Raw genomic sequence first — 14409 nt, forward strand, 5'->3', positions numbered from 1 at the left:
CCAGTGACCTTGTTTTTGTAGACGGTTTTAAACAGTGTTTCTATTCAGTGTCCGGCATCTTCCACCAGGTGCGTATCGCCAGCGAGTAGGGCGGCGTCGCGGTGGATTTAAGCCATTCCCGGTGGGCTATGCGATGGTAATCAATATACCAGTTCGGAATTGTATAGTGTTCCCATAATAGTACCCGGTCCAACGCCTTCGCTGCGGCTATCTGCTGGTCGCGGTTGCCTGCGGCCAGGAGTTTCTCGATCAGGTCATCGACCACCGGGTTGTCGATTCCGGCATAGTTGCGGCTGCCTTTGACGTTGCGCTGGCTGGAATGAAAATAACCGTGCTGCTCCAGGCCAGGTGACAGACTTTGCGGCAAGGTCGCGAGGATCATGTCGTAATCGAACTGATCCAGCCGCGATTTGTATTGCGCCCGGTCAACCGTACGTATGCGCATGTCGATGCCCAGGCGGGCTAAATTGGTTCGGTAGGGTTGGATGATGCGTTCCAGGCTGGGATTGACCAGCAATACCTCGAATATCAGCTGATCGCCATCGGCGTTCTGCAGGCGGCCATTGCGCAGCGTCCAGCCGGCCTGTTCAAACAACTCCACCGCTCGGCGCAGGCTGTCCCGGGAAATGCCGCGGCCGTCAGTGGTGGGCAGACGGAAGGGTTCGAAGAAAAGCTCCCGGGGCAGCTCTTCACGGTGCTCGCTCAGATACAAGAACTCCTGCCCGGCCGGTAGCCCGGTCGCGCTGAAGGGGCTGTTGGGGTAGTAGCTCTCGGAGCGGCGGTAGGCGTCGTAGAACAACACCCGATTGGACCACTCGAAATCAAACAGCATGCCCAGCGCTTCGCGCATGCTGCGCTGATCAAAAGGCGTGCGCCGGGTGTTGAAGAACATGGCTTGGGTCGCGCTGGGGATCTGGTGCTTTACCTCGCGCTTGTCTACTTCGCCGTCACGCACTGCCGGGAAGTCGTAGGCATTGGCCCAGTTACTGGCTTTGTGATCAAAATAGAAGTCAAATTCGCCCGCCTTGAAGGCTTCAAAGGCAACATTGTTATCGCGGTAGAACTCGGCTTCAAGCCGGTCAAAGTTGTATTTCCCGCGGTTGATCGGCAGATCCTTGCCCCAGTAATCCTTGACGCGCTCAAAGGACAGACGACGCCCCGGGGCGACATCGGTAATCCGATACGGTCCGCTGTTCAGTCCGGGCTCAAAGGTGGTTTCTCCGAAATCGCGATCGCGCCAGTAATGCGCAGGCAGTATCGGCAGCTCGCCCAGGCGCAGAATCATCAGCGGGTTATCGGCGCGGCTGAACACGAAGCGAATGCGGTGTTTGCCCAGCACATCCACGCGCTCTACATCCTGCAGCATCGAGCGATAATTCGGGTGACCCTTTTCACTCAGCAACCGGTAACTGAAGGCAACATCTTCAGCGGTGATGCCATGCCCATCGTGGAAGCGAGCCTCTTCACGCAGGTTGAACACCACCCAGCTGCGGTCGTCGGAAAATTCCAGGGTTTCGGCAATCAGGCCATAGGAAGAGTAGGGCTCATCGCCAGACGGGTCATACAAGCCGCTACCGACCATCAGGGTTTCGTTCAGTTCGGTCACGCCGTAATGCACGAAGTTGCCGGTATTGACCGGGCTGGTGCCCTTCAAGGTATAGGGGTTGAGGGTGTCAAAGGTGCCGGTGCCCATAACCCGCAGCGTGCCGCCCTTGGGCGCGTCCGGGTTGACGTAGTCCAGGTGCTCGAAATCGGCGGGGTAACGTGGTTGGCCATACAGGGCGTACCCATGCTGACGGTATACCGCTGCGCCAGCATCGGTCCAGATGAACAATATCAACAGTGATGTGAATAATAACCTGAAGTTCATAGCAGCTCTGGATGGGGCGTGACAGGCTATCACGCTAACATTACCGCCAGGCCGGTGAAAGCCTCACAGGGGTGTAGCGTAACAGCCTCAGCGTAACAGTAAAGTGAGCTGTTGCCCCGGCCGCAAATGACTGCCCAAGGGGTTTTCTTTACGAATGCGGTCAATGCTTATATTGAACTGTCGGGCAATACTGTATAGCGAATCTCCGGCTTTGACGGTATAGACCATCGAACGGGGACTGGAAGAACCGGCGGTGTTTGCACTAGCCGTGCTGCGGTTGCCCGGTATGCGCAGGCTCTGACCTACGCTCAGCGAATGATTGGCGTCGATACTATTGTGCTCACGTAGCGCGCTGATACTGACGCCGTGCGCCCGGGAAATATTCCACAGGCTGTCGCCGGCTTTGACGCGATACACCGATTGGCTTGCCACTACTTGCGCCGCAGGCTGACGGGGCGCGGCTGGGCCTGCACCCATCTGCGGCAAAATAAGGGTCTGGCCGATATTGATCACATTGCCGCTGAGCTGGTTGGCATCGCGGATGGCCGGGACGCTCAACTGGTGACGGCGGGCAATCTGCGACAGGGTGTCGCCCGAGCGCACCTGATAGTGCAGATAACTGACCCGCTCGCTTTCCGGTAGCCGCGCCAGGGCGGTGCTGAACTGCTCAGCCCGGTCCACCGGCACCAGCAAGCGGTAGATGCCCTGGGGAGAGGTCATGCGTTGTTTGAACGCGGGGTTGAGCAACATGAAATCTTCAGTGGGCATGTCGGCCAGTTCGGCGGCCTTGTGCAGGTCCAGCTGACGCTTGATCTCGATTTCAGTGAAGTACGGCGTATCGGCCAGCTCCGGCAGCACCAGGCCATGCAGGCCCGGGCGATCGATGATCTGCGACATCGCCAACAGCTTGGGCACGTAGTTCATGGTTTCCTGCGGCAGTTGCAGGTTCCAGTAGTCGGTAGGCAGGCCAAGCTGTTGGTTACGTTTGATGGCCCGTCCTACACAGCCCTCACCACAGTTATAGGCGGCAATCGCCAGCAACCAATCGCCGCCGAACATGTCGGACAGCTTGCTCAGGTAATCGAGAGCTGCCTGAGTAGAGGCGGTGATGTCACGGCGCCCGTCGTACCACCAATCCTGGCGCAGGGAGAAGACTTCGCCGGTGGAGGGGATAAACTGCCAGATGCCGGCCGCGCTGCTGCTGGACATCGCCATGGGGTTGTAGCCGCTTTCCACAAAGGGCAGCAAAGCCAGTTCCAGGGGCATCTGCCGGGCATCCAACTGCTCCACGACGTAGTGCATATAGCGTTCGGCGCGCGGACTGGTGAGTTCGAAATAGCGTGGTTGAGCAGTATATAAAAGGCGTTGCTGAGTCACCCGCGGATTGTCGATTGCGCCGGGGTCGAGCATGAAACCCTGACGAATCCGACTCCACAGGGTGTAGACCGATTCGATCTCGTCTGCGCTGCGAGGCGTGCGCGCGGTACGCAGTAAAGTGATCTGCCGTGCTTCCTTGCGTTCGGCGTCTGTAGGGTTGTTACCCAACCCGGAGCGAGAAGTGCTGGGCGATGACTGGCAACCTGCAAGGCCCGCAATCAGCAGGCACGCAAACAGTATTTTTGTGAATGAATACGAGCGTGGATCAGAAAAACACATAGGCTGGTCCGTTGAAAATTGGCTCGATTCTAGGAAGTCACCCTTCGGCGGTCAAGGAACCATTCCACAGAAACCTCAGAAGCTGTCTTTCCAGGCCCTGATCCGGGCAAAGGTCGCGACCTCTGTACCGGCCTCTTCGCCAGCATGGGCCGCCGCCGCGTGGTTCACTTGTGCCACTGCGGAACGCAGAAAGGGGTTGGTTTTCTTCTCCAGGCCAATGCTCGATGGCAGGGTCATGCGTCCTGCTGCGCGCAGATCATCCACCACTTCGGAGCGCACCTTGATATCGTTGTTTTCAGGCTCGACTGCGCGGGCAAAACGTAGATTGGCCTGGGTGTACTCATGCGCACAATAAACCCGCGTGTCATCGGGCAGGGCAGCAAGGCGCTGAAGCGAGCGGTGCATTTGTTCGGCCGTCCCCTCGAATAGCCGGCCGCAGCCGCCAGCGAACAAGGTATCGCCACTCAGCAGCCAGGGTGCACCGGGCTCATTGCAATAGAAGGCAATATGCCCGCGGGTATGGCCGGGCACGGAGATTACTCGCAGGTCCAGGCCGAAAAGGCTGACTGTTTCATCGTCCACCAATCTGCGATCCAGGCCGGGAATGTCTTCGGCAGCCGGACCCCAAACCTTGCAGCCGGTGGCCGCCTTGATGGTGGCCAGGCCGCCGGTATGATCCCGGTGATGGTGGGTGATCAGCATATGCGTCAGATCGTATTCGGGATGTCGTCCCAGCCAGGTGATCACCGGGACCGCATCACCAGGATCAACCACCGCGGCGCGGTTGTTCTGGGTGTCGAGAATCAGCCAAATGTAATTGTCCTGGAAGGCTGGTAATGCTATGAATTCGAGCATGTCTAAAGCACCCTGAAAGGAATATGCTTTTATAGTACAGGCGCCGAGTGGCTTGGCAAACCTGGTGCTCAAGAACTCAGGCGTGACGCCAACGGAGGCTCGATGTTGATTGATGACCGGTCCGGCTCCATCAGCCAGGCCGACTTGATGGACCTGCTAAGAGTGGCCCGCGGTTGGCTGGACACGCCCGCCGGAGTAATGCTGCTGCAGTCTCAGCAGGTGGTGATCGAGGAGGCGTTGCAGCGCTGCTTTGGACAGCATCTGGTGCAATATGGGCTGGCCCCGTCGTTGCTTGATGGCAGTCAGGAGGTGTTGCGTAATCGCTGGCATTTCGATCTGATTGCCGAGCCGCCCGCCATGCCTTTACAGGAAGATCAATGGCCGTTCGCTGCGCAGTCGCTGGACGTGGTGCTGCTGCACCACGGCCTGGACTTCTGCCTCTCGCCACGCACCTTGTTACGTGAAGCCAGTCAGGCGGTGCGCGCTGGCGGTCACATAATTATTCTTGGCTTCAATCCCTGGAGTAGCTGGGGGCTGAATCATTTCGCCGGCCGCAGTTGGCTGAGTGAGGCCGGGTTTGTCAGTCCGGCGCGCCTTGCCGACTGGTTGGAAGTCCTGGGTTTTGCTGTGGAGAAACGCATTAATGGGTGCTATCGTCCGCCGCTTGCCACACAGAAGTGGCTGGACAGGATGGTCTTTCTCGAGCGTTTCGGGGAACGGCATAATCTACCGGTGGGCGGCTTCTACTGCCTGATCGCACGCCGGCAAATGTACGGAGTAACTCCGCGCAAGCAGCCCGCCAGAGCCTTTCCAGCCTTGAATTTGCCGCCCCTGACGGTGGGTACCCGGCGCACGCAGAAACGGAAGAGTGAATGACGCACACGATCGAGATTTTTACCGACGGGGCCTGCAAGGGTAATCCCGGACCCGGTGGCTGGGGCGTATTGCTGCGCCTGGGCGAGCACGAAAAATCGCTGTACGGCGGCGAGTTGCAGACGACCAACAATCGCATGGAGCTCACCGCGGCGATCCGCGGGTTGGAAGCGCTGAAAAAGCCGGCGCCGGTATTGCTCACCACCGATTCGGAATACGTGATGAAAGGCATTCGTGAATGGATGCCGAACTGGAAAAAGCGCGGTTGGAAAACGGCCAGCCGCCAACCGGTGAAGAATGCCGACCTGTGGATGCAGCTCGATGCGTTAGTCAATCAGCATCAGGTGGAGTGGCGATGGGTCAAAGGCCACAGCGGCCATAGAGAAAACGATCTGGCTGACGAGTTGGCCAATCTGGGAGTGCAGGACGTGCTGGCGAAACGGAGTCCGAAACATGCGTGAAGTGGTACTCGACACGGAAACAACCGGCATCGATCCCAAGGACGGCCACCGCATCATCGAGATCGGCTGCGTCGAACTACTTGATCGGCGCCTGACCGGCCGGCATTTCCACGTCTACATCAATCCCGAACGGGAAGTGGAAGAAGGTGCGTTCGCGGTCCACGGCATCAGCGACGAGTTTCTGTCCGACAAGCCATTGTTTGCCGACGTAGCCAATGACTTCATGCAGTTCGTCAAAGGCGCCCGGCTGGTCATCCACAACGCAGCGTTCGATATCGGCTTTCTGGATATGGAGCTGGAACGCCTCGGCGGTCTGCTCGGCAAGATGGGCGATCATTGCGGCGTGGTTGATACGCTGATGATGGCCCGGGAGAAGCATCCTGGTCAGCGCAATAGTCTGGATGCGCTGTGCAAGCGCTACATGGTCGACAACTCCCAGCGCGACCTGCACGGCGCTTTGCTCGACGCGGAGATTCTGGCTGACGTTTACCTGACCATGACCGGCGGCCAGACGGCACTGCTGTTGGCCGGGCAGGGCGCAGAAAGCGACACCAATAGCCACGGCGTGACCAGTATCCGCCGGCTCGACTCGAGCAAGCGCGGCGCCCTAAAAGTGGTCATGCCCAGCCCGGCTGAACTGGATGCGCATACCGAGCGGCTCGCGGCGATCGAAAAGGCCGCCGGGTTTGTGGTGTGGGAGGGTTCGGCCGGATAGGTCCGGCCGGGTAGGCTCGGCCGGATAGGTTCCGCCAGATAGCCCCGGCCGTTAGGTCCCACGAACAGATCGGCCGAATGCTGGCTTTTTGCTTCACCCAGTACCCGAGCAGCCTGAGCTATGCCATTGATCCTTAATGCTTGTTATAGTCTGGTTTGAACACATTATCGCCGCGTTTGGCTAAAGTATCCCGGGAGCGCAGTCATGCCTGAGTATCAAACCCTGCTGGTGGAACAAACCGGCAATATTGCCCACATTCAGATCAATCGGCCTGACAAGGTCAATGCGATGAATAAGGCCTTCTGGGAAGAGATTATCCAGGCTTTTGACTGGGTAGACCGCACCGACAGCGTTCGCGTGGTGGTCGTCTCCGGAGCGGGCAAGCACTTCTCCGCGGGCATCGATTTGCAGCTGCTGGCTCAGGCGTCTTCCGAGATGGGCAAGGACATTGGCCGTAACGCCGAGATCATTCGCCGCAACGTGTTGCGCCTGCAAACCTCGTTCAATGTCATCGACACCTGCCGCAAGCCCGTCATCGCCGCCATTCATGGCTACTGTATTGGTGGCGCCATTGATCTGATCAGCGCCTGCGACATGCGTTATTCCACCCCTGATGCGCATTTTTCCATCAAGGAAATTGACATGGGCATGGCCGCGGATGTCGGTACTTTACAAAGATTGCCCCACCTCATTGGTGATGGCATGATGCGGGAGCTGGCCTACACTGGCCGTGCCTTTGACGGCGATGAGGCGGCGCGCATGGGGCTGGTCAACAGAACTTTTGCCGATCATGCCGAGCTGCTTTCGGGCGTCATGGCGGTGGCAGGTGAGATTGCCAGCAAATCACCGCTGGCCATACGCGGTACCAAGGAAATGATTCGCTATAGTCGCGACCACAGTGTTGAAGATGGTCTCAACTATATAGCTACATGGAATGCAGCAATGCTTCAATCCGAAGATCTGAAGCTGGCCATGATGGCGCATATGGCTAAAAAGACCGCTGATTTCGCAGACTGAGGCGGTCAGGGCACAGCAGGGACGGTGGGGAGACACAATACGATGTTAACAGGCGCCACATCATTAGATCTTGTCAGGGAAGAGCTCTTCACCAGCATGGGTGAAGTGGAAGATCTGCTCCAGCAGTTTCTGGAAGACCGCCACAATGGCAGCTTGCTGCAACAGGCCATCGAGGGGCTGCAGCAGCTGCGCGGCACCCTGACGTTGATCGAGCTGCGCGGTGCAGCCTTGCTGCTGGCAGAGATGATCGCGCTGGCCACGGATATTCCCGAGCATGACGGCACCGATCGCAACGAACCGCTTTCGGCGTTGTGCGACAGCCTGTTTTTGCTCGAACGTTATTTGCAGCAGTGCCGGCACCAGGGTTTTGAACGACCGGAGCTGTTGCTGCCCACCATCAATCAATTACGCGCCAATCGCCCCGGCGTTCCGGCGTTGTCGGATAGCCACTTCTATAGCCTGACCGCAGAATCTCTGCCATTGACATTGCGTGGCCAGCAAGAGCAGCAGCCACTCGATGGCCGTACCTTCAATCGTCTGCGGCAAATGTACCAGTTGGGCTTGCTGGGCATGATCCGTGATGATGGTCTGGCCGCTTCCGCGCCGCTGATGCAGCGTGCTTTGGTGCGCTGGCAGTCAACGCTGGACCCAAGCGCTGCAACCTTATGCTGGGTTGCGGCCGCCGCGCTGGAAGCCATCGAAAAGACCCCGTTGCAGTTGTCGTCGCCGCGCAAACGGCTTTTCTCGCAGCTCGATCGTGAGATCAAGAAGCGTGCCGTGCGTCAGCCATCGCCGGCGCCAGCCAACAACCCCGAACTGCTTCGCGAATTGGCTTTTCTTGTAGCGCTTGGCGATGCCTCTTGTGAACGCTGTGAAGAAGTCAAAGCGGCCCTGAGGTTGCCCGATACCGGCTATACCGAGCTGGAGCTGCAGTCCTCATTCCATCGCCTGCGTGGGCCGGGTGTGGATGTCATGCGCTCGGTGGCGGAAGCGCTACGCGAAGAACTCACGGCGATCAAAGACCTGCTTGACCTGCTGGCGAGAAACGCCGGCGATCCGGAGCAATCGCTGGAAACGCTGGGCGGCGCGCTTCAGCGTCTCTGGAAGACGCTGTCGATGCTTGACTTGCCAGAAGCCGCTGCGGCTATCGAAGCGGCGGCCGAGCAACTCAGCAGCTGGAAGAGTGCCGACATAGAGCTGCTTGAACAAATAGCCGACGCGGTACTTATGGCGGAAACCGCGGTGAATCGTCTGGACGAGCGGGGCAGCGATGTGGGTCCGGTACCCGGTTCGGTCCCGGGTGACAGCAAGGAGCCGGTCGAGCTGAAAGAAGCACGCATCGTGCTGATCGAAGAGTCCCAGGCCGGTCTTTCTCTGGCCAAGCGTGCAATCACCGCTTACATGGAATCAGGCAACGACATCATGCATTTGATGAACGTACCCTCTACCCTGGAAACCGTGCGCGGCGGTCTGATATTTTTGGGCATGACCCGAGCAGCGAGTATCATCAATTTGTCCGGCCGTTTTATTCAGGAAGTCATGCTTGAGCGCCGCGACGTCCCCAAGGCCCAGCAATTGGAAGTATTGGCTGACGCTTTGACCAGCATCGAATTCTATCTGGAGTCGGCCGAACGCTCCGCCGTCGCCACCACCGATGTATTGACCCTGGCCGAAGAAAGTCTGGCTGAACTGGGCTACACCCTGGCAGGACCCTAAGTAGCATGAAACAGAGTGACAAACGCTTTATCGCCGCAACGCGCACAGCGAAGATCCAAGACAATGACCTGGTTGTGGTTTTCCATGAACAGAAATTCGCCATGTACCAGGGTCGCTTCCTGCACGACCCGGACAGCATGCGCTTTCTCGGCAACACCGATTTTCATCTACTGATTGGCCATCTGGATAATACCGCGTGTCATCTGCTGCGCATCAGCGATCCGGTGGACCTGCCCGGTCTTAGTTGGCATGGCCTGCGCACGCTGATCGGACAGGTGGATGATGACGTATATCGTTTGCTTGGTCTGGCGCAACAGTTGGAGGCCTGGTACGACAGCCATCGCTTCTGCGGCCGCTGCGGTGCCACCATGCAACCGCGGGGCGAAGAGCGGGCCATGGAGTGTTCCGCCTGTGATCTGCGTCAGTACCCGAAATTGGCGCCATGCATCATAGTGCTGATTACTCGTGGTGATGAGGTGCTGCTGGCTCGTTCACCGCATTTTCGTCCCGGCTTTTTCAGTACCCTGGCCGGCTTTATCGAGCCAGGCGAGTCGGTCGAGGAATGTCTGCATCGTGAGGTGATGGAAGAAGTCGGCGTCGAAGTGGATCAGCTTGAATATCTCGGCAGCCAGAACTGGCCCTTCCCGAACTCCTTGATGATGGGCTTCCACGCCCGTTACGTTAGTGGTGATATCGTTCCGCAACCCGGTGAGATTGAAGAGGCCGGTTGGTGGTACGTGGACGATCTGCCGGGCATTCCACCACCTGGGTCCATCTCGCGCTGGTTGATAGACTGCCACCTGGCCCGCCGGCGCGGCCAACCCCTTCCACCTGTGCCGGCCTGATCTGGCCTGGAGATATCATGCTGTACTACGGATTGGCCGCCTTGCTGGGCGTGGTATCGCTGTTGATTCTCGGCGCTGTGATCGCAAAGGGTTGGCGAGTTGAGTGGTTGTGGTCCTGGTTGAAAGGCAATCTGCTGTTGTTGTCGCTGCTGGTCGGGCTGATCCTGGCCCTGGCTGCGTGGGATTTGCATCAATTCAAACCAGTCCAGATGGGCAACAACGTGGGCACGCTGACGTTTATCGAAGTCGCGCCGCAGCAATTCAATGTCCAGTTGAGCTCCCACGATGACCTGCGCCTGAAGTTGGAGGGCGACCTGTGGGAAATGGACGTACAGGTGTTGCGCTGGCGGGGCTTGGGTTATGCCATCGGACTGCAGGATGGGTATCGGCTGCATCGGCTGGCCGGACGCTATCTGGCGCTTGAACAGCAGCGCGATGCTCTGCCGCCGCAGCAGGATATATTGCATGGCACGCCGAGCTGGCGCGATTTATGGTATTGGTTGGACAGGTTGGGTACGCAGTCGCTGCTGGAGGCGGATGCCTTCACCTTGCGCTTCATTCCCATGGTGGACGGTGCCACCTTCAATCTTGAGATCGGGGCGACCGGCTTGACGCCGGTGCCTATGAACGAGGCCGCGGCAGAGGCTCTCGAACGTTTCGAGTAACCTCCGCGCGGTAGCGCTATCTCTCAGGCGAGCATGCCGCCATCAACGTTGATAGCTGCACCAGTGGTGTAGCTGGACGCATCACTGACCAGATACAAAACGGTACCGGCCATTTCGCTTGGATCGGCTGCGCGGCGCAGCGGAATGCGCTGCAGAGCCATCTTCAGGATCGAATCATTGGTGGTCAGCGCCGAGGCAAACTTGGTATCGGTCAGGCCTGGCAGCAGGGCGTTGCAACGGATGCCGAACTGCGCACACTCCTTGGCAAACACCTTGGTCATATTGATCACCGCAGCTTTGGTGATCGAGTAGATGCCCTGCATGTCACCAGGCACCATGCCGTTCACGGACGCTACGTTCAGAATCGCGCCGCCACCGTTCTCACGCATCAATTTGCCGGCTTCAACTGACATGAAGAAGTAGCCGCGGATGTTCACGTCTACCGTCTTCTGGAACGCTGTCAGGTCGGTATCCAGCACGTTGCCGAAATAGGGGTTGGTGGCCGCGTTGTTAACCAGGATATCCAGCTTGCCAAACTGGCTGCGGATGGTTTCGACGGTGGCGGTAATCTGCGCCATCTCGCCGATATGGCAGGCCATGGCGGTGGCTTTGCCGCCAGCGGCGACAATCGCGTCAGCCACTTCCTGGCAGCCTTCAATCTTGCGGCTGGTCACAATCACGTGGGCGCCTTGTTGGGCCAGCAGTTTGGCGATGGACTCGCCAATGCCACGGCTGGCGCCGGTTACCAGGGCTACTTTACCGTCCAGATCAAACAATTGAGTCTTTTGCATGGGGTGTCCTCTTCTTAAGCTTATAGGGTGGATTTGTTGATGACCGAGAGGCTCAACTGTTCCAGCAACTTGTTCATATGGATGAAGTTGCCGAAGCGCTTATCCTGGGTCTGGCCGTGATAGAAACGGTAGTAGATCTGCTGCACGATGCCAGCCAGACGGAACAAGCCATAGGTGTAGTAATAATCCAGGTTGGGAATCTCGATGCCGGCTTTCTCTGCGTAATAATCCGCAAATTCCTGCCGCGTCAGCATGCCCGGCGCGTGGCTGGGTTGACGACGGATGGCCTGCATCGATTGTGGGTCATCTGCCTGAATCCAGTAGGCGAGGGTGTTGCCCAGGTCCATCAGCGGGTCGCCGATGGTGGTCATTTCCCAATCCAGTACGCCGATGATTTCCATCGGGTTTTCGGGATCCAGAATAACGTTGTCGAAACGATAGTCGTTATGTACCAGGCCTGGCTTGTGATGATCGGCAGGCATTTTGTCACGCAGCCAGGCCATCACCGGTTTCCAGTCTGGAGCGTCGGGTGTGGCGGCTTTCTGATAACGGTCAATCCAGCCTTCGATCTGACGCTTCACATAGCCTTCAGGCTTGCCCATATCGGCCAGGCCGCAGGCGGTGTAATCTAGGTTGTGCAACTCTACGAACTTGTCGATAAAGCTTTTGCACAGCTCGCGGGTCTTGGCTTCATCCAGCCCGAGCTCTTCGGGAATCTCGGAACGCAAAATGATGCCTTTAACGCGTTCCATCACGTAGAACTCGCAACCCAGCACAGATTCATCGGTGCAGTGTGCGTACACCTTGGGGCAATAGGGGAATCCCTGACCCAACTGCTTCTGAATGCGGTATTCACGACCCATGTCGTGGGCCGATTTGGCTTTTTTGCCAAAGGGCGGGCGGCGCAGCACGAATTCCTGATTGGGATACGCAACTAGATAGGTGAGGTTGGATGCGCCACCTGGGAACTGGGTGATGGTGGGCTGGCCTTCGAGCCCAGGGATCTGGCTCTTGAGGTACTGGTCAACGGCTTGTACATCCAGTTCTTCGCCTTCGCGGATCTGGGTAGCCTGGTCTGTAGCGCTCATGGCTTTCCTTATAATGGGGGGCGTGGACAATCAGCTAATCTAATCCAGTGGGGCGGTGCGAACAAGCTCAAACGCTTGTTTGAAAGGGCTTATCAGGGTTCGTGTTGTTATGGGATTGGTTGGGGCTATTTTGGAGTAAGAGTAATGTCGAGCGGAAAGCGAATCCGCTTTTGATCTTCTCTAGTTCACGCAAATGACCGTGATCATCGCAGGGCGGTGGAGCTAAGCCGACCGTCGATGGCATGGATGCCATCGCCGAGCTACAGGGACGTACTTGCGCGTGTCGGCGTGAACCATCGGCCTGTGTTGATCAAAAGCGGATACAGAACAATCAGTTTTTATGGTCCCGGCGTAAATCGCATCTCAGCTTGGCAGGGTTCCGAAAGACGCCGTGAATACGTCCCTGTAGGCTTGGATACGAAGCCCGACCGCCATGGATGGCGGAAGTGTCGATAATGCAGGAGCAATTATCGACCTGTTTTATACACTTTCTCCACCCTGCCAAGCTGAGATGCACCTCAGGCTTTTGCGTGACTTTGATATTGCTGTCCCAAAACCCAGAAATCTAGGCATAAAAAAACCGGAGCACTTGGCTCCGGTTTTTTTATGCAGCAATTACTCAGGCGGGGAAGAGTTCGCCGAGTTTCAGAGCCAGCATCATGTCGCCTTCGGCGCGCAGTTTGCCTGCCATGAACGCTTGCATGCCATCAGTCTCACCGGTCATGACGCCTTCCAGAGTGGCCTTGTCCATGATCAGGGTAACGTTAGGAGTAGCAGCGTCGCCCTGAGCGATGGCGCAAGTGCCATCCTTGATGGTGACGTTGAAGTTGTTGTCGTCTTCAATGTTGAACTGGAAAACCAGATCCAGGCCGGCGGCTGCGGCTGGGTTGAACTTGGATTCCATTGTGCTGGTGATTTCTGCAACGCTGGTCATAGGTGTGTCCTTAATTTCTGGTTTTGCTGGAGCAACGTCAGATGCCGTTGCCGTTTTATCTGTAAGTAATGCAATCCGGCTGCTGGTGCAGATCAAGATGAGCCTGGTTGTTGAATGACGCCAGGCTGAGCTTGTTTTTACCATACTGAAGACGGCTTACAGAGGTGTTCACGATCTGCCAGTTCAGCTCGAAAGCGCTGGTCGCAGGCATTTGCGTGATGAGTTGCAAGGCAGCGGTAATAGCGCCGCCCGAAGTAAAGATTGCGATATTCTGGCCGCGAGGGGCATCTTCCAACACACGGGCCAAACCGCCTTTTACCCGATCAACAAAGGCAGACCAGGGCTCGCAACCACTGACCTCATTTGTCTCGGTAATCCAAAGAGTGATGACCTGGCTGAAAATTTTCTGAAATTCCTTGCGGTACTGCCCGGCGTTCTGCACGTAGTGCATGGCGTCAGGTTCAGTTTCCGCTACTTTCGGCAGGTAGGTTTGCATCACTGTGTCAGCGGCGTACTCATTAAAAGCCGGCTCGCATAAAATCTGCTGGTCGGAGCCCGGCATTTCCGCCAATGCATATTTGCCGGTATCGATCTGCCGATCCATTTCGCCCGCGTAGCTGCGGTCAAAGGTCAGACCGGTGCGGTGATAGTGTTCGCCGAGAATCTTCGACTGCTTGATACCCATCGGCGAGAGCACATCGTAGTTCTCTGCGCCTAGTGAAGCCTGGCCGTGCCGAATCAGATAGATACTGCCCACAAGGTCATCCCATTTTTAAAGGTAAATGTCTAAGACAAGGTGCCTGACACTGAATGCTGAGGGTATTGGCGTCTCATGCCCCTGTCAATAAAAAACCATACGCTTGTTTGAATTCGGGCGCGGGCGAGTTTGTCCCAGTCTGGGGCTGTTCCTGTATGCTTGAACG

Annotated in this window: 14 protein-coding genes; 7 read left to right on the top strand and 7 right to left on the bottom strand. The window is 57.4% G+C overall.

Annotation, left to right across the window (positions count from 1 at the left end):
- Positions 1–40 precede the first annotated feature (40 nt).
- From DT594_RS14215 to gloB, 3 genes are all read right to left on the bottom strand, one after another.
- Complete coding sequence (locus DT594_RS14215; protein WP_149333286.1) at positions 41–1870, bottom strand: extracellular solute-binding protein; 1830 nt, start codon at positions 1868–1870, stop codon at positions 41–43.
- A gap of 87 nt (positions 1871–1957) precedes the next feature.
- Positions 1958–3526 (bottom strand): LysM peptidoglycan-binding domain-containing protein, encoded by a 1569-nt coding sequence (locus DT594_RS14220; protein ID WP_149333287.1) that lies wholly within the window; start codon positions 3524–3526, stop codon positions 1958–1960.
- A 75-nt stretch (positions 3527–3601) separates the two neighbouring features.
- A complete protein-coding gene (gene gloB / locus DT594_RS14225) occupies positions 3602–4381 on the bottom strand; it encodes a hydroxyacylglutathione hydrolase (protein WP_149333288.1) in 780 nt (259 codons plus the stop codon).
- 102 nt (positions 4382–4483) lie between these two features.
- Between gloB and DT594_RS14230 the strand changes: the two genes are divergently transcribed.
- The 7 genes from DT594_RS14230 to DT594_RS14260 all read left to right on the top strand — a co-directional run bounded on the left by DT594_RS14230 (position 4484) and on the right by DT594_RS14260 (position 10673).
- The gene (locus tag DT594_RS14230; protein WP_149333289.1) at positions 4484–5257 is read left to right on the top strand and encodes a class I SAM-dependent methyltransferase; all 774 of its coding nucleotides are present in this window, start codon (positions 4484–4486) and stop codon (positions 5255–5257) included.
- Complete coding sequence (gene rnhA, locus DT594_RS14235) at positions 5254–5715, top strand: ribonuclease HI (RefSeq protein WP_096347386.1); 462 nt, start codon at positions 5254–5256, stop codon at positions 5713–5715. The genes DT594_RS14230 and rnhA overlap by 4 nt, the downstream gene beginning before the upstream one ends.
- Positions 5708–6430 carry a DNA polymerase III subunit epsilon gene (gene dnaQ, locus DT594_RS14240; protein ID WP_149333290.1) on the top strand — a complete coding sequence of 241 codons (723 nt, stop codon included), beginning with the start codon at positions 5708–5710 and terminating at the stop codon, positions 6428–6430. Before rnhA ends, dnaQ begins: the two co-directional genes overlap by 8 nt.
- Before the next feature lie 204 nt (positions 6431–6634).
- Complete coding sequence (locus DT594_RS14245) at positions 6635–7447, top strand: crotonase/enoyl-CoA hydratase family protein (protein WP_149333291.1); 813 nt, start codon at positions 6635–6637, stop codon at positions 7445–7447.
- A 96-nt stretch (positions 7448–7543) separates the two neighbouring features.
- Positions 7544–9163 (top strand): FimL-related protein, encoded by a 1620-nt coding sequence (locus tag DT594_RS14250; protein WP_149333292.1) that lies wholly within the window; start codon positions 7544–7546, stop codon positions 9161–9163.
- 5 nt (positions 9164–9168) lie between these two features.
- Positions 9169–10008, top strand: a complete 840-nt coding sequence (gene nudC, locus DT594_RS14255) for an NAD(+) diphosphatase (RefSeq protein WP_149333293.1) — start codon at positions 9169–9171, stop codon at positions 10006–10008.
- 17 nt (positions 10009–10025) lie between these two features.
- Positions 10026–10673: a hypothetical protein gene (locus tag DT594_RS14260; RefSeq protein WP_149333294.1), complete on the top strand. Its 648-nt coding sequence runs from the start codon at positions 10026–10028 to the stop codon at positions 10671–10673.
- 23 nt (positions 10674–10696) lie between these two features.
- On the opposite strand, the gene DT594_RS14265 is transcribed toward DT594_RS14260, so the two are convergent.
- From DT594_RS14265 to DT594_RS14280, 4 genes are all read right to left on the bottom strand, one after another.
- On the bottom strand, positions 10697–11464 hold the full coding sequence (locus DT594_RS14265; protein ID WP_096347392.1) for an SDR family oxidoreductase: 768 nt from the start codon (positions 11462–11464) through the stop codon (positions 10697–10699).
- Between the two features lie 20 nt (positions 11465–11484).
- The gene (locus DT594_RS14270) at positions 11485–12552 is read right to left on the bottom strand and encodes a phosphotransferase family protein (RefSeq protein WP_149333295.1); all 1068 of its coding nucleotides are present in this window, start codon (positions 12550–12552) and stop codon (positions 11485–11487) included.
- A gap of 619 nt (positions 12553–13171) precedes the next feature.
- The gene (locus DT594_RS14275) at positions 13172–13486 is read right to left on the bottom strand and encodes an SCP2 sterol-binding domain-containing protein (RefSeq protein WP_096347394.1); all 315 of its coding nucleotides are present in this window, start codon (positions 13484–13486) and stop codon (positions 13172–13174) included.
- Between the two features lie 55 nt (positions 13487–13541).
- A complete protein-coding gene (locus DT594_RS14280) occupies positions 13542–14243 on the bottom strand; it encodes a histidine phosphatase family protein (protein WP_149333296.1) in 702 nt (233 codons plus the stop codon).
- Positions 14244–14409 lie beyond the last annotated feature (166 nt).

The organism is Halopseudomonas laoshanensis, from assembly GCF_008365385.1.
GTDB lineage: Bacteria > Pseudomonadota > Gammaproteobacteria > Pseudomonadales > Pseudomonadaceae > Halopseudomonas > Halopseudomonas laoshanensis.

What these genes read in the sequence shown, in the direction of transcription:
- DT594_RS14250 (WP_149333292.1), top strand. Translation starts at nt 7,544, where the DNA reads ATGGGTGAAGTGGAAGATCTGCTCCAGCAGTTTCTGGAAGACCGCCAC.
- gloB (WP_149333288.1), bottom strand. Translation starts at nt 4,381, where the DNA reads ATGCTCGAATTCATAGCATTACCAGCCTTCCAGGACAATTACATTTGG.
- nudC (WP_149333293.1), top strand. Translation starts at nt 9,169, where the DNA reads ATGAAACAGAGTGACAAACGCTTTATCGCCGCAACGCGCACAGCGAAG.
- DT594_RS14275 (WP_096347394.1), bottom strand. Translation starts at nt 13,486, where the DNA reads ATGACCAGCGTTGCAGAAATCACCAGCACAATGGAATCCAAGTTCAAC.
- rnhA (WP_096347386.1), top strand. Translation starts at nt 5,254, where the DNA reads ATGACGCACACGATCGAGATTTTTACCGACGGGGCCTGCAAGGGTAAT.
- DT594_RS14245 (WP_149333291.1), top strand. Translation starts at nt 6,635, where the DNA reads ATGCCTGAGTATCAAACCCTGCTGGTGGAACAAACCGGCAATATTGCC.
- DT594_RS14260 (WP_149333294.1), top strand. Translation starts at nt 10,026, where the DNA reads ATGCTGTACTACGGATTGGCCGCCTTGCTGGGCGTGGTATCGCTGTTG.
- dnaQ (WP_149333290.1), top strand. Translation starts at nt 5,708, where the DNA reads ATGCGTGAAGTGGTACTCGACACGGAAACAACCGGCATCGATCCCAAG.
- DT594_RS14270 (WP_149333295.1), bottom strand. Translation starts at nt 12,552, where the DNA reads ATGAGCGCTACAGACCAGGCTACCCAGATCCGCGAAGGCGAAGAACTG.
- DT594_RS14230 (WP_149333289.1), top strand. Translation starts at nt 4,484, where the DNA reads ATGTTGATTGATGACCGGTCCGGCTCCATCAGCCAGGCCGACTTGATG.
- DT594_RS14220 (WP_149333287.1), bottom strand. Translation starts at nt 3,526, where the DNA reads ATGTGTTTTTCTGATCCACGCTCGTATTCATTCACAAAAATACTGTTT.
- DT594_RS14215 (WP_149333286.1), bottom strand. Translation starts at nt 1,870, where the DNA reads ATGAACTTCAGGTTATTATTCACATCACTGTTGATATTGTTCATCTGG.
- DT594_RS14265 (WP_096347392.1), bottom strand. Translation starts at nt 11,464, where the DNA reads ATGCAAAAGACTCAATTGTTTGATCTGGACGGTAAAGTAGCCCTGGTA.